The sequence below is a fragment of the Nonomuraea insulae genome, from assembly GCF_042656245.1.
The window spans coordinates 17,307-36,469 of the sequence record NZ_JBHSPA010000056.1 but is presented as its reverse complement, the minus strand read 5'-3'; the positions used below and the strand labels follow the sequence as shown (position 1 = coordinate 36,469).

Genomic DNA, 19,163 nt, shown 5'->3' with positions numbered 1-19,163 from the left:
GTCCACGCCGCGCAACACACGCAGCTCCTTGTACGACTTCTCCAGACCCTGCAGGTGCATCGTCGGCCCCTGGACCCGATTGCTTGTGGGAGGGCTGCTCATGACAGCCAGCATGGAGGGCTGACGCAGCGTCAAGGTCAAGCCCACAGGGCAGAGGTTCACATTCCCGGACCAAGGTGGAGGCCAGGTATGCCCGATCGATGTGCAGCTCGGCCAAAGTGGCCTGCTGAGCGGCCAGATCGTCGGCGATGGCGTCGATGACGGCTGCTTCGGGCACGTTGGCTGGCGTGACGCCGACCGCGGCGACAGGCCGGTCAGCCCATACCGCTTGTAGCCGTCGAAACAAGGACGACGGTGGTGTCCCCGTTTGCTGCCGCCAGCCCGGACGGCTCGCGGATAGTCGGGGCGGACGCCGGATCCTCTACCGGGGCGGAAGACTCGCCCGGCTCAGCGGCGGGCGGCGGGCCCAGGTGGCCCAGCGCCAGAGCCATTCGATCGGCCCTTGGTGGAAGCGGCGCAGCCAGGAGGCGGAGAACGACCACTGGACGATGAGGATGGCGGCGGCGATCGCGATCACTGTCGCGGAGGCCCATTGCTGTGGCCGGCCGCCGATCACGGGAGCAATCGCCAGGACGAGGAGCGTGGCGGTCAGGTAGTTGGTCAGCGCCAGGCGGCCAAGTGGCGTGAAGACGCGGTGCAGCAGCCGGCGAAGCCGGGTTCTGAGCACGAGCAGGATGAGGCACGCGTACACGCCGGCGAGCAGCAGCCCGCCCACGACGGAGGCGAACCGGACAGCGTGGGCGTCATGGCCACCGGTCTGTATCCAGAGCGCGGGAGCCGCGCCCGCCGCGAACAGCACGGCCAGTACGGCCAGTACGGCGGGGACGCGAGCGGAACTCTCGATCCGGGCGACCACGCCGTACCGGACCAGCGCCGACCCCAGCAGAAACAGCGCGGGCACCATCGTGTAGAAACCGCCGACGAGCAGCGCGGTCACAACAAGGGTGGTGGCAAGTACGGCCACGGCCCGCCGGGGCGGCCATGTCGAGGGCAGCAGCACGATCAGGCCGGCCAGGGCGTAGAAGGTCAGGATCTCGCCCTGCCACAGCAGCACGAAATGCGCCAAACCGATCGCCAGCAAGGCCAGCAATCGACGCAGCAGCAACACCCGCGGGTGTGGTTCGTGCCGGGCGGCGGACTTCAGGAACAGCGAGAAGCCGACGCCGAACAGCAGCGAGAAAATCGGAAAGAACCGCTGGTGGACGAACAGGTCCAGCCATGCCCGCCCGGACACGACGTCGCCCGCGCCGGCGATCGCCTGGATGTTGGCCGGCAGGATCCCGCACAGCGCGAATCCGCGCAGCACGTCGAGCGCGGTGACGCGAGCCTGGGCCGGCGAAGCGGGCGGAGTCGGACAGTCAGGTTGCACGAGCCCACCCTGCCGTCACGACCTCCGTCCTGTGATCGGCCGGATGGACATGATCGAGTCGGCGCGATGGTCACTTCGGCTGATGCCGATCTCCCCCGTGCAGGGGAGCGCACCGGTTCCCATGGGGATAACCGGCAGGAACAGGGTCGGGAGACTCGCGGTCATGCGTATACGTCTCGGAACCGGAGGGCTGGGGGTGCTGCGCCGCGTCGCCGGGTTCGCCGCGGTCGCAGCGATGTCCCCGTACCTGCTGGACAAAGTGATCTGGATCGCCCGCGAGGCGTCGCAGGGCACGGACGGACGGGTGCTGCTCAACGCGGTCACGGTGGTGATGGCCCTGGGGGCATCGGGCTGGGGCTGGGGCTGGCGCAGCCGTGGGGCATGCGGAAGGGGCGGCATCCGCAAGCGATGCCGCCCCTTTCCTGTCGTGCTGCGGGCCGGGCCGATGGCGCTTCCCGCGTGGGTTTCTACCAGAAGCCCGAGTCCATCCAGAGCGGACGACGTGCAGACTCGGGGGCATTTCGTACGAGCCGTCGAACGACTTCAGGCTCTGGCCGGAGCCCGGGACGTACACGATGATGGTCCGGGCCGTGGCCAGGTCGCCCACCACCTCGATCGCCTGCCCGTCCCCCTTGCGGCTCACCGCGAGGAATTGCCGCCCCGGCCACCCGTCGGCCGCGTACCGCTGCTGCAATACCGCAACGGTGAGCGGCGCGGGCAACGGGGGCAGCGTGTCCTCCGCAGGCCGTCCGGCGGCCGCCGCCAGCGTGGCGAGCAGGATCGCGGGGAACACGCTCCGAGGGATCTTCATACGCCGCACGTTACGAATCCCGCCGCGGGTGCCGCATCGGCCGAAAGAGCGATTCCGATCTTCTCCGATACGGTTTCTCACGGGGCCGTGTAGCGGGCGAGCTGCCTGCTCTGCGCCACCAGGACACCGTCGGGCCGCCACAGCCGCCGCCCGCGACCAGCTCGGCGCTGTGCGTGGGCAACTCACCGTTGCCCAGGCCGCTGAGCAGAGCGCCCGGCAGCAAGCCGCGGCTGCCGAGACCCGGGCCGGCGACCTGGTGCAGGCCTGGCGAGATCTGCGCGCCTGACCCGTCCGCAGGTCAACGCGACTTAAGCCACGCACATCCTCGTAGTGCCGCTATTGCCAAGGCGCAGGACGCCCAGATTCTGTTGGCACTGCGGCGTACTAACTAGTGCTGCGTCAGGCCATGTTTGCCCTCTTGACGATCCTGCGTAGCCGCTCGTCGTTGGTGTGGCGGCTGCGCCAGGCGATGTAACGGCGGGGCTCCGGTGCTCAGTCCGCGTACTCGAGGCCCGTCTGGCGCTCGGCGGTGACCTCCAGGCCGACCACGCCCTCACGCGCAGGTATAACCTTGAACACGATCCAGTCGCCGCCCACCTGATCCGCGTTCAGCGGTTCGACCGTGTACCCGCCCTCATGGACCACGACGCGGCGGAACTCCGCACTCAGGCCGTGCTTGCCGACCTCGGCCAGCACATCGTCGACGGTCCGGCCGCTCACCTTGACGCCGGCCAGCGGCTCTCCGGGACGGGTGGCCAACTGCCAGTTGTTCTCGTAGGACTCCCCCGGCTTGGCCGGCCTGCCCAGCTCGAAGTGCATCGCATTGGGCGCGCCCTTGATCGCCGCCGGGACGGTCACCACCATGAAGCAGCCGCTGTCGGCCAGATCGCAGTCCGCCGGCTCCTTGCGGGCGCCGAAGGGCACGTTCACCGGAGTGTTGCCGCCGCCCATGCTCACGATCTCGCCGACCGCGCTGGGCGAGACCGGGATCACTCTGAGCTCGACGTTGAGGCCGAGGGAACGGAACGCCTCGGAGAACCTCCGCTGGTCCGCGTAGGGGTCCTTGATCCGGGCGACGTAAGTGTCGGCCTCCTCGTGGATCTCCACCGCGGAGTTGGCGTAGGAGGTCGCGACGCCGCCGAGCAGGCTCGGTCCGAGGACGACGCCGAGGGCGAGGACGGCGGAGGCGGCGAGCCCGAGCAGCGCGCGATGCCCGAGGCGACGCCCGCGCGGGTGTCGTAGGAGCGCCGCCGCCGTCGTGTCCCGCTCCTGAGCGATGATGTCGGCGAACAGCGCCTGCGCGCGGGCACCGCCAGCACGCCCGCCTGGTTCGTCCGGACTGATCCGGGCCAGCGGCCTCAGCAGCTCGTTGATCTCGTCGATGTCCCTCATAGTGATCTCCCCGTGGGAACGACCGCGTCGGTCGGCGTGAATCGAACGTCGGCTACTTCGAGCGCCCGGGACAGGCGTCTGCGCGCGCGGTGGAGCCGGATACGGACGGCGTTGCGGGAGAGCCCCAGCATCGCGGCGATCTCCCTGCGGTCCATGCCCTCCCACGCGACCAGCGCGAGCAACTCGCGGTCGTCCTCGGGAAGCGTCGCGAACGCCTGGGCGATCGCGTTCCTCTCGACGCTGCGGTCGGCGAGATCACCGTAGAGGTCGGCCATCTCCGCGTCGAGGTCCCGGTGCCGCGCCTGGCGGCGCAGCGCGCCGCGGCGGTGGTCGGCCAACACGTTGCGGGCCACTCCGTAGACCCAGAGCCTCGCCTGCGCGCCCGGGGGCAGTACCTCGATCTTGCGCCAGACGATGACGAAGGTCTCAGCGACCACGTCGGCCGCGTCCTGCGGCGAGTCGCAGCGGCGTCCGGCGTAGGCGGTGATCTGATCGTAGGTCGCCCGGTAGACCGCTTCGAACCTGTGAGTGTCATCTGACACAGGCGGTTCCCATCGTGACATCCTCCACTTTCCGGTACGGGTACGAACGCTCTCTTCATGGGTGGATGCGCCCCGATCATTTCGCCCGGAACCGGAGAATTTTCGCGCAGCCTCGTCACTCTCCTGTCCAGAGTGGTTCGCGGAGAGCGGCGAGGCCGGCCTCCCGGGGTCGTCGGGCGTGATCCCTTCAGAATGCGGCCATGGCTGAGCGAGTTCGCGTACGCGAGATCGATGATGACGAAGGCAACCGGCTGCTACGGATCGTGCGGCGGGGCTCCGGCTCCGTGGTCACCTGGCGGCGGGCGCAGATGGTGCTGTGGTCGGCGCAGGGCATGACCGCCCAGAAGATCGCGGAGCTGGCGTTCACCAGCGAAGACCGGGTTCGCGATGTGATCCACAACTTCAACGCCGACGGGTTCGGCTCGTTGTATCCCAAATACAAGGGCAGGCGGCAGCCGAAGTTCACCCTGCCCCAGCGGGTGGAGATCAAGAAGATCGCCAAGTCCAAGCCCGCCGAGCACGGCCTGCCGTTTTCCCGGAGGCCCGCATCGAGCATCTGTACGCGATCTCTGACGGTCAGGTCATCCCCGACGACGGCGAACCCTCGGTCATCTTCTGTGTGGACGAGTTCGGGCCGCTCAACCTGCAACCGCGCTCGGGCAAGCAGTGGACCGACGTCGGCGGAAAGAACAAGGACCCCGAGCGCGAGCCCCGGCCGCGGATGCGCGCCACCTACACCCGCACCCAGGGCGTACGCCACTTATTCGCCGCCCTGGATCTGGGCAAGGAACAAGATGTACGGGCACATCAAGAATCGCAAGCGACGCGGAGAGTTCCTGGAGTTCTGCCGCTACCTGCGCAGCCTCTATCCGCCCGAGATCCGTATCGCGATCATCTGCGACAACTTCAGCCCACACCTGACCACCAAGAAGGACAATCGGGTCGGGCAGTGGGCAGAGGTGAACAACGTCGAGATCGCTTACACGCCCACCAATTCGTCCTGGCTGAACCGCATCGAAGCCCAGTTCACCGCGCTGCGCGAGTTCACCCTCAACGGCACCGACCACGACAGCCACCGCGAGCAGGGCAGCATGATCCGTCGTTACATCGCCTGGCGCAACCGCCACACCAACGACGAGCGGCTACGCAGGATCGTCAAGAAGGCAAACGTGGCCTGACGGGGCACTAGATCCTTGGCATCTGTGACGAATTGCCACGCTTGTTGGCACCAGCTCCATGGTTCAGCGCAGCGAGCCTGGCGCGCATGGGGTTGCAACGGCGACGGTCTCGTCGCTTCGTTACTGACCGCCTTCAAGTGACCTTCGGCGATTTCTACAGACCATGCAGTCGCCTGGTGACCGTGTCGAGTGTCGGCCAAGGAGGACCCTCGCGCAGCGAGCGCAAGGATTCCTCTCCGAATCGCCTCCCGTTCGGAAGCTGGTCGCCAAGTTCCCAACGCCAGGCTGCGACCATCGCGAGAACGAGCTGCCGGCACTCGTCCAGCAGTCCTTGGTCAATGTTCGGATAGTGCTCGCAGATCGCCTCGGCGACATGGGCGAGATCGAACTCGACGGGTCCACGGCAGCGCGTCTCAAGGTCGATGCTTCTCTTCAAGTGGTCGTCGCAACACCCCAGATGAGGGGATGCGATGGACTTCGAGATTCGGGAGGACCGGGAACGCAGTCGAGGCCGCAGGGCGCTGTCCCGCGAATGGGCGGCATACTTGCGGCTCGTGCAGCAGGGCTTGAGCAACAAGGAGGCATGCCGGATCGTCGGCATCAACCTCCGGACCGGATGACGATGGCGTAACGGACGCAATCCGACCGGCAAGAACGTACGGGCGCTACCGATCACATCGGCGGCGCCCCCGGACGTGCGTGGCCGCTACCTGAACGAGACCGAGCGGATCCACATCGCCGACCGGATGCGGTAGAAGGCGTCGATCCGGGAGATCGCGCGCGAGCTCGGCCGCGCGCCCTCCACCATCAGCCGGGAGATCTGCCGCAACCGCCATCCTGGCAACGGCCAGTACCGGCCGCACGCGGCCCAGGCCCGAGCCGACGCGCGCCGGCCTCGCCCCAAGCCCGGCAAGATCGGGCAGAACTCCGAGTTACGGGCATACATTCAAGACCATCTGCACAAGCGCTGGAGCCCGGAGCAGATCGTCCAGAGCCTGCGCCGGACCTTTCCCGAGCGGGCGGAGATGCACGTGTGCCACGAGACCATCTACCAGGCGCTCTACGTCCAAGGCCGCGGCGAACTGCGCCGCGAGCTGACCCGAGCGCTACGCACCGGCCGCGCCGTGCGCAAGCCCCGCCGCCTGGCCCAGCAGCGCCGGCCCCGCTACAGCACGCCCATGGTCATGATCAGCGAGCGACCCGCCGAGGCCGACGACCGGGCCGTGCCGGGCCACTGGGAGGGTGACTGCATCATCGGCAAGAACGGCAACTCGGCCATCGGCACCCTCGTCGAGCGCTCCACCCGCTACGTGATGCTCATCCACCTCCCGCACGGCCGCAGCGCCGGACTGATGCGCGAGGCTCTCACCCAGACCATCACGACCCTGCCACGCCACCTGCTGCGATCCCTCACCTGGGACCAGGGATCAGAAATGGGCTCCCACGGCGCCTTCACCCTCGAAACCGACGTCCCGGTCTACTCTGCGACCCGGCCAGCCCATGGCAGCGCGGCTCCAACGAGAACACCAACGGCCTGCTGCGCCAGTACTTCCCCAAAGGGCACCGATCTGTCCGTTCACACCCGCGACCAGCTCGACGCCGTCGCTGCCGAATTGAACTCCCGACCTCGCAAGACGCTCGACTGGGATACCCCAGCTGAACGCCTCGCGCAGCTCCTGGCGACCTGCGCCTGACCGAGGGGCTGTTTCAAAGGCGCTTCAGACTGTCGGAGCATGTCGCTAACTTCTGCGGTATGCATCACGAATCGCCACTCAACGCGCTACCCGATGGACTGCCACCGGGCCGTCTGGTGACACCCGAACGCGGCTCCGACAGCCCCGTCATGTGGGTCTCGGACCAACGGCTTCCTGACGCGGGACGACACTGGCGGCGACTCTTCGAACTTCGCGGCAAGACCGGCCTTTATCCGCTGCTGCTGGACCCGCTCGTGGACAACCCCGGACGACCATGGCACGACGGCGAACTCGCTGCCGCGCCGATCGGGGCGATCGACGCGCTGACCGCCGAGAATGTACTGATCGGGTTCTGGAACGACGATGCGTTCGGCCCTTGGCCCGGACTGGCACCGCCGGGCGTGTCGGACCGGGATCCGGACACGGCTGCCTCGCTGCTCGCCGAGTCCCTCGGCTCGGTCTGCCCACAGGCGAAGGGCGCCGGGTCTGCCTTTCGCCTCCTATAAGCCGTCCCCATCTCGATCACCGATCCAGAGCGAATCGTCGACCTGAACATACGCCGACGAGACCGGCTCGGAGGAGTCCTCCGCGAGTACGCACATGCGGCTTGAACTGCATGGACGGGGATTTCGGCAGGCGCAAGTCGCCGGATGACGACTTGCTGTAGCTACCCGTGTGGTCCTGGCTATTGACGGGGTGAGCCTATTTCGGTGTGGTCGGAGGTCCAGGCGGTGGCCTGGCCGCTGAGAGTGAGGCCGAGGCCGGGGCGGTCGGGGACGAGCATGTGGCCGTCGCGGATTTCCAGGCGTTCGTTGAAGAGGGGCTCCAGCCATTCGAAGTGCTCAACCCAGGTGGTACGCGGGTACGCGGCCGCCAGGTGCAGGTGGATTTCCATGGCGAAGTGCGGGGCCATGCTGAGGCTCCTGTCGTCGGCGAGGGCGGCGATGCGAAGGAAGGGGGTGATGCCGCCTACGCGGGGAGCATCGGGTTGGAGGAAGTCGGCGGAGCGGGCTTCGATGAGCCGGCGGTGTTCGGCGACACTGGTGAGCATTTCACCGGTGGCGATGGGGGTGTCCAGGGTGGCGGCGAGTGCCGCGTGTCCCTCGGCGTCGTAGGCGTCGAGGGGTTCCTCGATCCATACGAGGTCGAATCGTTCCAGGACGCGGCCGACGCGCTGGGCGGTGGGACGGTCCCATTGCTGGTTGGCGTCGACCATGAGGGGAACGGTGTCGCCGAGTTGCTCGCGGACGCTTTCCACGCGCTTCAGATCGGCGGTGACGTCGGGCTGGCCAACCTTGAGCTTGATGCCGCCGATGCCGTTCGTGAGCGACTTCTGAGCGTTCTCCACGACCTCTTCGATCGGCATCGACAGGTATCCGCCTGAGGTGTTGTAGCAGCGCACCGCGTCGCGGTGGGCACCGAGGAGCTTGGCGAGGGGCAGGCCGGCCCGCTTGGCCTTGAGGTCCCAAAGGGCGATGTCGAGGGCCGCGATCGCCTGGGTGGCCAGGCCGCTGCGGCCCACGGACGCGCCAGCCCACACCAGCTTGTCCCACAGCCGGCCGATGTCGTTGGCGTCCTCACCGAGCAGCGCGGGGGCGATCTCCTTGGCGTGGGCGTACAGGCCGGGGCCGCCTGCTCGTTTGGAGTATCCGAACCCCATGCCCTCATGCCCGTCCTCGGTTCCGATCTCGGCGAAGAGGAAGGAGATCTCGGTGAGCGGCTGCTGCCGTCCGGTCAAGACCTTGGCGTCGCTGATCGGGGCGTGCAAGGGGAGGCGTACGAGAGCGAGCCTGACCCGGGTGATGGGCGAGGTCGCGAGAATCGTGCTCGGTCGAGCTGTCACAAGGCGCTCCTAAATGAAATCCCGATTATCGGAATGCAATCCCAATGGACGGCAGACGTTTCCGGCAGGTTACGAGCGCGGCCGGAGAAATGGCAAGTCTCAGGGGAGCCCGTTTCGATATCCGGGACGGCCCCCATGTCTGCGTCCCAGGCATTGGGATCTGGCCTATCAGGCAAAACGCGCTTACAAAATCCCAATGACTGGCACGACGGTCGATATTACGTCCCGCCTATCAGGATCAGTATCAATTTTGTTTCCCCGGGATTAACGGAAGGCTTGTCAATCGCCGATGCCGTCTCTACGGTAAGGCCATCCCAACCATCGGGATAACAAATTCTCCACTGGGACATGAACCCAGCGATCGAGGGGAGCGGCGTGTCAGCCGATGTCCAGAAGGTCCCGCTGGATCCAAAGGTGCTCGACCACCTGCGTCAAGCCAGCACGGCCACCCTGGCCACACAGCTCTACAAACGGGGCTTGCGCCAGCCGTTCCTCGTCGGTTTGACCGCGCTCGGCGCCGGTCCCGGCAGCTTCGCCGGCGAGGCCTTCACCATGCGGTTCATACCGTCGCGTGAGGACATCGACCCGCTGGACGATCCGTATCGAACCGGGAACCGGCTCCAATGGGAGGCGGTGGAGAGCCTGTCCCCCGGTCAGGTCCTGGTCGTCGACAGCCGGGACGACACCCGGGCGGCATCCGCCGGCGACATGCTCATCACCAGGGCGATGCGACGCGGGGCGGCGGCATTCGTCACCGACGGCGCCGTCCGCGATGGTCACCTGCTCGCCTCGCTGCCGTTCCCCACCTACGCCCGGTCGGTCACGGCGACGACCCGTCCGGCCTTCTTCCACGTAGCCGACCTTCAGGTGCCGATCGGCTGCGCCGGGGTGGCCGTCTACCCCGGCGACGTCATCGTGGGCGACCCCGACGGGGTGGTCGTCGTGCCGCGCGCGCTCGCGCCGGTCATCGCGGTGCCCGCCGCCGAGCAGGAGCGGCTGGAGCAGTATCTGCACACGCGGATCCAGCGGGGTGAACCGCTGTGGGAGGTCTATCCGCCCAACGAGCAGACCCTGGACGACTATCGAACCTGGACCGCCGAGAACGGGAGCAGGACATGACAACCATGACGACGGAGTTGATGGAGCGGACCATCCGGACGTATTTTCAGGGCTGCAACGAGGCGGACGTCGAGCTGATGGCGTCCTGCTTCACCGATGACGCCGTCCACTACTTTCCCCCCGGCATGTACGGCGGGGCATGGCGCGGCGCCCGCGTGATCGCCCGGAACTGGGTGGACTTCGTCGCCACGAAGGGGTCGGCCTGGACGATCGACCGGCTGATCTGCGATCCGGTCTCCCACCAGGCAGCCATCGAATGGACCCACTACAAGACGGCCGAGGGCACGATTCTGCGCGGCGACGAGTGGTACCTCTTCGATCAGGGCAGCGGGCTCATCGCCGAGATCCGCGCCTATTACGCCTCGCCCGTGGACAAGTCCGTACAGCGGCTGGAACTTGACGGTTTCGACTACGCGGGCCGTGGCTACCACCTCAGCTGCCCCGTGCCCCGCCCCCACGCATCGCAGGAGATCGGACGATGACAACGGGAGCAGGTCCGGTGATCAAGGCGGCGCGGGTCACCCCGATCCTCATCTGGGACCCACCGCTGCTGAACCTCGTCGGCGTCCACCAGCCCTACACCCCGCGTCTCATCGTCGAGGTCGAGTCCGAGTCGGGCGTGGTCGGAGTGGGTGAGACCTACGGCGACACCGCCTACCTGGAGATCGCGCACGCACTGGCCGCGACGCTGCCCGGCCGCCCGCTGGCGTCGATGAACGAGCTGGGCCGGCGGCCTTCCGGGATGGAGGATCGCCGGCTCGGTGGCGAGGATGAGCAGGACAAGAGCGGCTTTCGCGGCGTGCTGACCACCTCGAAGCTGCACGCCAGCGTGGTGTCGGCCTTCGAGGTCGCCTGTCTGGACGCGTTGGGCAAGGAGAGCGGGCTCCCGGTGCACGCGCTGCTGGGCGGGAAGGTCCGTGACCGCGTCGACTACAGCGGATACCTGTTCTACCGGTGGGCCGTGCATCCCGGTGACGACGTGCCGTCCGACGACTGGGGGTCGGCCCTGGATCCGGCCGGCGTGGTCGAACAGGCGCGGCGGTTCGACGCGGCGTACGGTTCGCGGTCGTTCAAGCTCAAGGGCGGGGTGTTTCCGCCGGATCAGGAGGTCGCCGCGATCCGCGCGCTGCGCGAGGCGTTCCCCGACCGGCCGCTACGCCTGGACCCGAACGGCTCGTGGAGCGTCGAGACCAGTGTGCGCGTGGCCCAGGAACTGGACGGCGTGCTGGAGTATCTGGAGGATCCGACGCTCGGTACCTCCGCCATGGCCGAGGTGCACCGGCGTACCGGCTTGCCGCTGGCCACCAACATGTGCGTGACCTCGTTCGACGAGGTGCCCGAGGCGTTCGCGGCCGACGCGGTGCAGGTGGTTCTGTCCGACCACCACTTCTGGGGCGGGCTGCTCGCGACCCGTGATCTGGCCGCGTTGTGCCGGGTCTACGACGTGGGTGTGTCCATGCACTCCAACACCCATCTTGGCATCAGCCTCGCGGCGATGACCCACGTGGCGGCGACCGTGCCAGAGCTGCGTTATGCCTGCGACACCCACCGTCCATGGCAGACCGAGGACGTCGTCACGCTCCCCCACACCTTCGCCGACGGGGCCATCGAGGTCTCCGACGCGCCGGGGCTCGGCATCGACCTCGACCGCGACGCGCTGGAGCGGCTGCATCGGCGGTGGCTGGACAGCGATGTTCGGGACCGCGATGACGTCGGCGCCATGCGGGCGGCCGTGCCCGGCTATCAGCGCCCCGCCTTCCCCAAATGGTGACCTCACCCATGCACCAAAGAACCAAAGGAGATCGGCCGTGTCGTCGACTCGCGCACAAACCCCAACCCTCTCCCGCCGCACGGCGCTGCTGTCCGTGAGCGGCTTGATTCTCCTCGCGGGCTGCGCGGGCGTCCAAGGCGGAGTCCAGGACGGCGGGCAGGCAGCAGGCAAGGGATTCCCGTCCAAGGCGATCCAGTTCACCGTGCCCTTCCCACCGGGCGGAAGCTCCGACGCCATCGGCCGGGCGGTCGCCAAAGGCATGGCGGACCCGATCGGCAAGCCCGTGGTCGTGGTCAACAAACCAGGGGCCGCCGGAGCGCTGGGAGCTCAGGAGGTCAGGAGCATGACGGCCGACGGCTACAACCTGGTGATGCTGGCCTCGTCCCTGTTCACGGTGACACCGCTGGCCATCCCGGATGGCACGGCACCCGCGCTGGAAGACTTCACGATCATCAAAGGGCTGACCGTCGAGCCCATCGTGCTCTTCGCCCGGGCGGACGGGCCGTACCAGAGCATCAAGGACGTCCTGGCGCTCAAGGGCAGCGGCAAGCGCGTGACCTACTCCACCACGGGCGCCGGCACCACCAGCCAGTTCGCCCAGAAGCTGCTGCTGGGGTCGTTGAAGGTGAATGCGAGCGAGGTGCCGTTCGAAGGGGGCGCTCCGGCGGTGGCCGCCGTGCTCGGCGAACAGGTCGACCTCGGGGCCAACCATCCCAAGGAAGTCATCGAGCAGGTGAAGGCCGGCAATCTCCGCATCCTCGGAATCTTCTCCCCCGAACGCAGCTCCTTGTTGCCGGACGTTCCCACGTTGAAGGAGAGCGGCGTGGACATCGTGGTCGAGCAGCGGCGCTTCCTGGGCGCGCCCAAGGGCCTGGCGGACGACGTGCTCACCAAGCTGCGCGCGGCCGTCGACGACGCCCAGCGGGACCCGGCCTACGGCACCTTCCTGACCGGCAACTACATCGACCGCAACGAAATCGACGCCGCGACGATGGCGAACGATCTGGCGGCGGCGAAGCGCACCTACGCCGCCCAGATCGGCACGTTCGGCGTCGACTTCAGCAAGGGACAGTGATGAACCGCCCGGCCAGGACGACCGACGACGCCATGCGGCCTGATGGGTCCCGCCGGTCCGAAACCCCCGAGCGGCCTGAGGCCGGCGAAGAGGCATCGGAAGAGATCAGGCCCGCAGGGGCGTGGGCGTCGGTCGTGGCGGCGCTGGCACCCGGAGTGTTCGGCGCGGCGATGGCGATCATGGCACTGTCGCTCGGGCTGGGCCGGCTCAGCGAACCGGGCGCGGGCCTGTGGCCGTTCGCCCTCGGCGTGCTCCTGGTCGCGGTGTCGGTCGCGCTGCTGACCACCAGGAGGCGGCAGGCCGCCTGTGAGAGCTTCGGCCGCGGAGGGTGGAGCGTTGTGCTGGGCGCGGTGAGCCTGGTGGCGTTCATCATGCTGCTCCCCTTGGTCGGGTTCGAGATCCCCACCGTCGTCCTGATCGCCCTGTGGCTCAAAGTGATCGGCGGCGAAGGCTGGCGCACGACGGTCGCCGTCTCCGTGCTCGCCACGGCGGGATTCCATGCGCTGTTCGTCCTCGCGCTGGGCGTCTCGATCCCCCACCTGATCGCCATCTAGACAGGAGGCTGTCCATGGACGTGCTGTCCTCGATCTTGGGCGGCTTCGACGTGGTCTTCCAGCCCGTCAACCTCGCCTACTGCTTCGCCGGCGTACTGATCGGAATGCTCATCGGGGTCCTGCCCGGGCTCGGCCCGGTCGCGACGATCTCGATCCTGCTCCCGATCACGTACGGGCTCGAGCCCGCCACCGCGATCATCATGCTCGCGGGCATCTTCTACGGCGCCCAGTACGGCGGCACCATCACCTCCGTCCTGCTCCGCCTGCCCGGAGAGTCCACCACGGTCGTCACCGTTTTCGACGGCTACCAGATGGCGCTGCGCGGCCGGGCCGGGGCGGCGCTCGGCATCGCGGCCGTCGGCTCGTTCGTCGGCGGCACGGTGTCGATCCTCGGCCTGAGCTTCCTGGCGCCCGTCGTGGCGGAGTTCGCGCTCGACTTCGGGCCGCCCGAGTACGCGGTCCTCACGCTGCTCGGCATCCTGCTGGTGTCCACGCTCGGCACGGGGTCGCCGCTGAAAAGCCTCGCCGTCGCGGTGGCCGGGCTCCTGCTCGCCACCGTCGGCCGCGACACCTTCACGGGGATGGGACGGTTCATCCTCGGCAGCGACAACTTGGCCGACGGGATCGACTTCGTGCCGCTCGCGATGGGACTCTTCGGCGTCGGCGAGATCCTCTACGACCTGGAGCGACGGGCCCGTGAGAAGCTCACGATGCCCGCGATCGGCAAGGTCTGGATCTCCCGGCTCGACTGGATCAGATCACGGGCCGCCATCGCGCGCGGCACGGTCCTCGGATTCGTGATCGGGATCCTGCCCGGCGGCGGCGCGGCGCTGTCGTCCATGCTGTCCTACGCTGTCGAGAAGCGGGTCTCCAAGACCCCGAAGGAGTTCGGCCGTGGCGCGATCGAGGGCGTGGCCGGGCCGGAGACCGCGAACAACGCCGCCGCGACGTCCTCGTTCATCCCGCTGCTCACGCTCGGCCTGCCGGCCAACGCCACCATGGCCGTGATCTTCGGCGCCCTGCTGCTGCAGGGCGTGACGCCCGGCCCGCAGATGATCACCGAACACCCGGACGTGTTCTGGGGAGTGATCGACTCGATGTGGATCGGCAACATCTTTCTGCTGGTGATGAGCGTGCCGCTGGTCGGGCTGTTCATCCGGATCCTGCGGGTACGCGCCACCATCCTGGCCCCGATCACCATCATGATCACGATGATCGGCGTCTACACGGTCAACAACAGCCTCTTCGACATGTACCTCGTGATCGGCTTCGGGATCATCGGCTACCTGATGAAGAAATTCGGCTTCGAGCCCGGGCCTCTCGTGCTCGCCTTCGTTCTCGGCGGTCAGATGGAGACCGCCTTCCGGCAGTCGCTACGGCTGTTCGACGGCAGCCCGGCCGGCTTCTTCACCCGGCCCATCTCCGGGACCCTGCTGGCGGCGATGGTCGTCGGGGGCATTCTTCTGGTGGCGTTGCGCCGGCGTACCACCGTGGCCCCCGATGATGCTCCCGTTGAGGAGGTCAGGCGATGAGGCAGCCGGGCGATTGCGGCACACTGTCCCAATCAGCGGGACGACTGCCGCAGGAGGATGTCATGACCACGGATGACGGGCGCAAAGGATCACTCGACCGAGGACTGGCGATCCTCGAGTACCTGGCCGCGGTGCGTGAAGCGTCGATGGCCGAGATCGCCGACTCGGTGAACATCAGCAGGAGCGCCGCCTACCGGGTGATGGACCGCCTGCGCGAGACCGACTTCGTCGTCAGCTTCGAGAACGGCCGCTGGCGGCTCGGCCCGGCGGCGGCCCGGATGGCGATGGCCGCCGTCCAGTCCACCGACGTCGTCCACGCCGCCCCCGACATGCTGCGCCTTCTGGTGCAGCAGACCCGCGAGACCGTCGGACTCGGCGTGATCAGCGGCGACGAGATGGTCTTCGTCTACCGCGAACGCGGGCCGCAGGCCGTCGGGGTGAACGCCGAACTCGGCGCCCGGCGTCCGCTGCACTGCACGTCGGTCGGCAAGGCCTACCTCGCCGCACTTGACCCCGCGGAACACCGCGCCCTCATCCGCCGTATCCAGCTCGCGCCGTACACGTCCCGCACCATTACCTCGCGGGCCGCCCTGGAAGCCGAGGTGGAGGACATTCGTGGGCGTGGATGGGCGGTCGAAATCGGCGAACTCGACGAGGCGAGCGGCTGCTGCGGAGCAGCCGTGCTGAACCACACGGGCCGGCCGGTCGCCGCGATCAGCGTGGCCGGCCCGGTCACCCGGATGGAAGGGTCACTCGAGCGCATCGGCCCGATCGTCGCCAGCACGGCCGAAGCCATTTCCCGTCGGCTGGGATATGTCCCGCCACTGTAGAAAGGCAAGCACTTCATGCGCATCGGGCGAATCGCCGGAGGCCACCTCGTGGCCGACGACGGCAGCGGATTCCGGAAGTTGCCGTACGACATCGACCTGCCCGCCGTCATGGCAGGCCGGCCGCTCGACGCGACAGAACCGGTGGAAGACCCGGACCTCATCGCGCCCCTGATTCCCGGCAAGATTCTCGGCATCGGACTGAACTACCTCGACACCATCAGAGAGATGGGACTGCCGAAACCTACCGAGCCGTTTCTGTTCGCCAAGTTCCCGTCGAGCGTCATCGGGCCAGGTGAGCCGATCCGCATCGACCCGGAGTTGACCCGGCGCGTGGACTGGGAGACCGAGCTCGCCATCGTGATCGGCCGACGCGCCTCCCGCGTGTCGCCGGGCGAGGCCCTGGAGTACGTCTTCGGTTACACGGGGGCCAACGACGTGTCGGCCCGTGACCTCCAGGCAAGTGACGGCCAGTGGGTGCGCGGCAAGAGCCTGGACACCTTCTGCCCGCTCGGCCCCGTGATCGTCACCCGCGACGAGATCCCCGACCCCCAGGCCCTGCGGCTACGCACGTGGGTCAACGGCGAGAAGGTCCAAGACGGCACCACCCGCGACATGCTCTTCGGCATCGTCGAACTGATCTCCTACTGCTCTGCGCACTTCACCCTGGTTCCGGGAGACGTCATCCTCACCGGCACCCCCCACGGCTGCGGCGATTTCATGACCCCGCCCCGTCACCTCAGGCCGGGCGACCTCGTGGAGACCGAGGCTGAAGGCATCGGCAGACTGGCCAACCCGGTCACGGCGATCGCCACCTGACCTCGAGGGGTCTGCTCCGTGATGGCGGCCTCTTGCCTGCCTGTTGCCGGCGTCTCGCCGCCGCTGGCGGGTTGACCGAGAACCAGGATGCCGCAGGCTTGAGAGGTGAGGAACTGGCGCCAGGTCGGTGAGGCCCGGCGCGGCGCGGTCCCAATCCCACCGCTGCCAGGACCCGGCGGACCGTCCCTTCTCCTACGCTGTGGCCAAGACCGAGGAGCTCGCCTTGGATGCGCCGATGTCCCCATCGTGGATTCTCCCGCGCCAACCGGACGATCAGATCGCGGATCTCTTCGGAGATTGGGGGCCGGCCCTGCTTGGCGGGGTAGGTCCACTTCTTCTTGACCAGCCTGCGATGCCAGGCGAGCAGCGTGCCGGGCGTCACGATGCGATGCAGTCGAAGGCGAGCGGGTAGCAGCCTGGCCAGCGCGGCCAGCAGGGCCCGATCGGCCCAGTCCGGCCTGGGCTGGGCGACCTGGCGACGCAGCACCGCGACCTCATGCCGCACCACCAAGATCTCCGCCTCTTTGGAAGCGCTGCCCCGTGTGAGCAGCACCAGCCAGCCGAACACTCTGACCACCAGCAGATACAGGAGTCGAAACAACACGAGAGCCAACCCTAGAAGACCAGGTCAGACCCTCTGTATCAGTTCTGGCACCGGACAGGCTCCCACTGGCGCTCCAGCATGCTGGAGATGGACGCCGAGTTCTTCGAGAACGTGTGGCGGACCAACTGCTTCGGCGGCTTCCTCGTCGGCCGCGAGTCGGCGCGGCGGATGAGCGCCGCGGGCGGCGGCGCCATCCTGTACACCGGGTCGGTCTCCGGCCTGATCGCCCGGCCCAAGCTGGCGGCGTACGCCTCGGCCAAGTTCGGCCAGCGCGCGGTCGCGCAGGCCCTGGCCAGGGAGTTCGGGCCGCGCAACGTGCACGTCGCTAACGTCATCGCGCACGGCCTCATCGACGGAGATCGCCTGAACTCGGCCTTCCCAGCCAAGAACCGCCGTCCCACGGACGGCATGCTCGACATCGACGCCATCGCCGAGACATTCTGGCAGGTGATCGTGCAGCCGCGCACCGCGTGGGCGCATGAAGTGGACATCCGCCCGTACTGCGAGCCGTTCTGATGGAGGCGAACTACCTCGGCGCGCAGAGGTAGCCGTAGATGCGTCGGGACCCGGACCGGTAGTAGGCGGCCGCCACGGTCTCGGTGAACTTCGCGGCTGCGGCGGCGTGGCGATATCCCTGCGTCCCGCTGGTCTGGACGGTGTATCCGCCGCTGGCGGCGCCGAACGCCATGACGCGGTCCAGGGTGTTCTCGTCCGACAGTGGGTAGGTGTATTGCAAGAAGCGGCCCTGCCACTGCGCGGCCTGTGAGGAAGGACGGCTCCTACACCGTCACGACCACCTACCCCGCCCCTCGACCGCACCACCGGCACGGTCAGCCTCAAGGCGGAAGCCTGGGACCGCGCCGGCAATCGAGTGGAGCAGACCACGATGAGGTCGTTCGCACTGCGCTGACGCAACGCCCGCGCCGAACCGAAGACCAACTTCGCCCGAGACTCACCCATCCGTCAGTTGACCCAATATCCGGCCCAAGCGGCGTGACAAGCGGTTACGCGACGAGCAGGAGCACGCTGATCGCCAGCATCACCACGCGGTCCCCGTGGATGCCGTAAACGTCCGCCTTGGGATACAAGATGGTCATGACCACAACGCCTTGGGCAGCCAGCGGTCCAGCAGCCGGGCGAAGTCCCGCGGCCGCTCCCGGTGCAGGAAGTGACCGCAGCCCTTCCATGTCACGATCTCCGAGCGGGGGTCGCCGGGAATCGCCGCCTCCCACCGCGCGGCCTCGGCGACCGATCGCAGGCACAGCACAGGGCAGCGCCGCCTAGCCAGGTACCGGGCGGTCGCGGGCCGCACGCCGAACGCGTCCGGCCCGGCGTACATGCCCGCATAGCACTGCGCCAGGACGTGCCGGGGGGTGGCGAGCAGCTGGGCCAGCACATCCGGCGGCAGCGCGCCGAGCTGGCGCGCCGCCGCCTGCGCCCCCTCGGCGCGCAGCGCGGCCAGCCGGCCGGGGATCAGTATCTCCTCCTGCTCATCGGCGGCGTAGGCAGGATCGACGACCACCAGTGCCCGGACAACTTCGGGCCGCGTGACGGCGAGCACGGTGACGACTTGTGCTCCCATCGAGTGCCCGACCGCGACGAAGGGGCCGAGGTCAAGCCGCTGTGCGAGCCGGGCCAGGTCGGCTGCCAGGTCCGCGGGGCGGTAGCCCGCGGCGGGCGCCGGTGAGTGTCCGTGTCCGCGCAGGTCGGCCACGATGACCCGGTAGGTCCCGGGGGTGAGGGCGGCTACGACCGGTGCCCAGGAACAAGCGTCGCCGCCCCATCCGTGCACCAGGAGCAGCGGGATGCCGTCATGGTGGCCGGTCTCGATGTGGTGCAGCCGAATCTCCCCCGTATCGGCGTTGGCCATCCCGTCCCCCTTAGATCAACGGCTGGAGCCGGCAGGACTCCGCTTCGCCAGCGTTCTTGAGCTATCGATAGAAAAGTTGCCATACAAAGATGGCTCATGAACC

Annotated in this window: 22 protein-coding genes and 1 pseudogene; 13 read left to right on the top strand and 10 right to left on the bottom strand. The window is 68.0% G+C overall.

The genetic code is table 11. The features are described from left to right. Positions 1 to 166: 166 nt before the first annotated feature. From ACFPZ3_RS43070 to ACFPZ3_RS43055, 4 genes and pseudogenes are all read right to left on the bottom strand, one after another. Positions 167 to 339, bottom strand: a pseudogene (locus tag ACFPZ3_RS43070) (IS5/IS1182 family transposase); the annotation flags it as partial. Positions 340 to 421: 82 nt separating this feature from the next. Beyond that, a complete protein-coding gene (locus ACFPZ3_RS43065) occupies positions 422 to 1,429 on the bottom strand; it encodes a DUF418 domain-containing protein (protein WP_379520158.1) in 1,008 nt (335 codons plus the stop codon). A gap of 1,303 nt (positions 1,430 to 2,732) precedes the next feature. Further along, the gene (locus ACFPZ3_RS43060; protein WP_379520157.1) at positions 2,733 to 3,632 is read right to left on the bottom strand and encodes a hypothetical protein; all 900 of its coding nucleotides are present in this window, start codon (positions 3,630 to 3,632) and stop codon (positions 2,733 to 2,735) included. Further along, the gene (locus tag ACFPZ3_RS43055) at positions 3,629 to 4,174 is read right to left on the bottom strand and encodes an RNA polymerase sigma factor (RefSeq protein ID WP_379520156.1); all 546 of its coding nucleotides are present in this window, start codon (positions 4,172 to 4,174) and stop codon (positions 3,629 to 3,631) included. The genes ACFPZ3_RS43060 and ACFPZ3_RS43055 overlap by 4 nt, the downstream gene beginning before the upstream one ends. Positions 4,175 to 4,374: 200 nt before the next feature. Here ACFPZ3_RS43055 and ACFPZ3_RS43050 point away from each other — a divergent pair, with 200 nt between their 5' ends. After that, positions 4,375 to 5,352: a helix-turn-helix domain-containing protein gene (locus ACFPZ3_RS43050; RefSeq protein WP_379520155.1), complete on the top strand. Its 978-nt coding sequence runs from the start codon at positions 4,375 to 4,377 to the stop codon at positions 5,350 to 5,352. Positions 5,353 to 5,506: 154 nt separating this feature from the next. On the opposite strand, the gene ACFPZ3_RS43045 is transcribed toward ACFPZ3_RS43050, so the two are convergent. Further along, the gene (locus tag ACFPZ3_RS43045; protein ID WP_379520154.1) at positions 5,507 to 5,788 is read right to left on the bottom strand and encodes a hypothetical protein; all 282 of its coding nucleotides are present in this window, start codon (positions 5,786 to 5,788) and stop codon (positions 5,507 to 5,509) included. Positions 5,789 to 5,822: 34 nt separating this feature from the next. Between ACFPZ3_RS43045 and ACFPZ3_RS43040 the strand changes: the two genes are divergently transcribed. Then, positions 5,823 to 5,972 carry a hypothetical protein gene (locus ACFPZ3_RS43040; RefSeq protein WP_379520153.1) on the top strand — a complete coding sequence of 50 codons (150 nt, stop codon included), beginning with the start codon at positions 5,823 to 5,825 and terminating at the stop codon, positions 5,970 to 5,972. 86 nt (positions 5,973 to 6,058) lie between these two features. On the opposite strand, the gene ACFPZ3_RS43035 is transcribed toward ACFPZ3_RS43040, so the two are convergent. Continuing rightward, the gene (locus tag ACFPZ3_RS43035) at positions 6,059 to 6,181 is read right to left on the bottom strand and encodes a hypothetical protein (RefSeq protein WP_379520152.1); all 123 of its coding nucleotides are present in this window, start codon (positions 6,179 to 6,181) and stop codon (positions 6,059 to 6,061) included. Here ACFPZ3_RS43035 and ACFPZ3_RS43030 point away from each other — a divergent pair. Together ACFPZ3_RS43030 and ACFPZ3_RS43025 are read left to right on the top strand one after the other, a co-directional pair. Further along, positions 6,126 to 7,046 carry an IS30 family transposase gene (locus tag ACFPZ3_RS43030; protein WP_379520187.1) on the top strand — a complete coding sequence of 307 codons (921 nt, stop codon included), beginning with the start codon at positions 6,126 to 6,128 and terminating at the stop codon, positions 7,044 to 7,046. The two genes, ACFPZ3_RS43035 and ACFPZ3_RS43030, sit on opposite strands and share 56 nt — an antisense overlap. Before the next feature lie 59 nt (positions 7,047 to 7,105). Beyond that, complete coding sequence (locus tag ACFPZ3_RS43025; RefSeq protein ID WP_379520151.1) at positions 7,106 to 7,552, top strand: hypothetical protein; 447 nt, start codon at positions 7,106 to 7,108, stop codon at positions 7,550 to 7,552. A gap of 179 nt (positions 7,553 to 7,731) precedes the next feature. Here ACFPZ3_RS43025 and ACFPZ3_RS43020 read toward each other — a convergent pair whose 3' ends face one another. Continuing rightward, positions 7,732 to 8,889: an L-talarate/galactarate dehydratase gene (locus ACFPZ3_RS43020; protein WP_379520150.1), complete on the bottom strand. Its 1,158-nt coding sequence runs from the start codon at positions 8,887 to 8,889 to the stop codon at positions 7,732 to 7,734. Between the two features lie 375 nt (positions 8,890 to 9,264). On the opposite strand from ACFPZ3_RS43020, the gene ACFPZ3_RS43015 reads away from it, so the two are divergent. From ACFPZ3_RS43015 to ACFPZ3_RS42980, 8 genes are all read left to right on the top strand, one after another. Then, complete coding sequence (locus tag ACFPZ3_RS43015) at positions 9,265 to 10,008, top strand: RraA family protein (protein ID WP_379520149.1); 744 nt, start codon at positions 9,265 to 9,267, stop codon at positions 10,006 to 10,008. Then, a complete protein-coding gene (locus tag ACFPZ3_RS43010; protein ID WP_379520148.1) occupies positions 10,005 to 10,490 on the top strand; it encodes a nuclear transport factor 2 family protein in 486 nt (161 codons plus the stop codon). The genes ACFPZ3_RS43015 and ACFPZ3_RS43010 overlap by 4 nt, the downstream gene beginning before the upstream one ends. After that, positions 10,487 to 11,779 (top strand): glucarate dehydratase family protein, encoded by a 1,293-nt coding sequence (locus ACFPZ3_RS43005; RefSeq protein ID WP_379520147.1) that lies wholly within the window; start codon positions 10,487 to 10,489, stop codon positions 11,777 to 11,779. The genes ACFPZ3_RS43010 and ACFPZ3_RS43005 overlap by 4 nt, the downstream gene beginning before the upstream one ends. A gap of 37 nt (positions 11,780 to 11,816) precedes the next feature. Next, entirely contained in the window at positions 11,817 to 12,854 is a 1,038-nt protein-coding gene (locus ACFPZ3_RS43000; RefSeq protein WP_379520146.1) for a tripartite tricarboxylate transporter substrate binding protein, read from the top strand. Continuing rightward, the gene (locus ACFPZ3_RS42995; RefSeq protein WP_379520145.1) at positions 12,854 to 13,408 is read left to right on the top strand and encodes a tripartite tricarboxylate transporter TctB family protein; all 555 of its coding nucleotides are present in this window, start codon (positions 12,854 to 12,856) and stop codon (positions 13,406 to 13,408) included. Before ACFPZ3_RS43000 ends, ACFPZ3_RS42995 begins: the two co-directional genes overlap by 1 nt. Before the next feature lie 14 nt (positions 13,409 to 13,422). Next, a complete protein-coding gene (locus tag ACFPZ3_RS42990; RefSeq protein ID WP_379520144.1) occupies positions 13,423 to 14,940 on the top strand; it encodes a tripartite tricarboxylate transporter permease in 1,518 nt (505 codons plus the stop codon). 62 nt (positions 14,941 to 15,002) lie between these two features. Next, positions 15,003 to 15,770, top strand: a complete 768-nt coding sequence (locus tag ACFPZ3_RS42985; RefSeq protein ID WP_379520143.1) for an IclR family transcriptional regulator — start codon at positions 15,003 to 15,005, stop codon at positions 15,768 to 15,770. Between the two features lie 15 nt (positions 15,771 to 15,785). Then, entirely contained in the window at positions 15,786 to 16,586 is an 801-nt protein-coding gene (locus ACFPZ3_RS42980; RefSeq protein ID WP_379520142.1) for a fumarylacetoacetate hydrolase family protein, read from the top strand. Here the strand turns inward: ACFPZ3_RS42980 and ACFPZ3_RS42975 are convergent. Next, positions 16,567 to 17,190, bottom strand: a complete 624-nt coding sequence (locus ACFPZ3_RS42975) for a helix-turn-helix domain-containing protein (protein WP_379520186.1) — start codon at positions 17,188 to 17,190, stop codon at positions 16,567 to 16,569. The genes ACFPZ3_RS42980 and ACFPZ3_RS42975 overlap by 20 nt on opposite strands. Positions 17,191 to 17,223: 33 nt before the next feature. Between ACFPZ3_RS42975 and ACFPZ3_RS42970 the strand changes: the two genes are divergently transcribed. Then, positions 17,224 to 17,706, top strand: a complete 483-nt coding sequence (locus ACFPZ3_RS42970; protein WP_379520185.1) for an SDR family NAD(P)-dependent oxidoreductase — start codon at positions 17,224 to 17,226, stop codon at positions 17,704 to 17,706. Between the two features lie 10 nt (positions 17,707 to 17,716). Here the strand turns inward: ACFPZ3_RS42970 and ACFPZ3_RS42965 are convergent, their stop codons facing one another. Beyond that, entirely contained in the window at positions 17,717 to 17,926 is a 210-nt protein-coding gene (locus ACFPZ3_RS42965) for a hypothetical protein (RefSeq protein ID WP_379520141.1), read from the bottom strand. A gap of 357 nt (positions 17,927 to 18,283) precedes the next feature. After that, positions 18,284 to 19,060 carry an alpha/beta fold hydrolase gene (locus ACFPZ3_RS42960; RefSeq protein ID WP_379520140.1) on the bottom strand — a complete coding sequence of 259 codons (777 nt, stop codon included), beginning with the start codon at positions 19,058 to 19,060 and terminating at the stop codon, positions 18,284 to 18,286. Positions 19,061 to 19,163 lie beyond the last annotated feature (103 nt).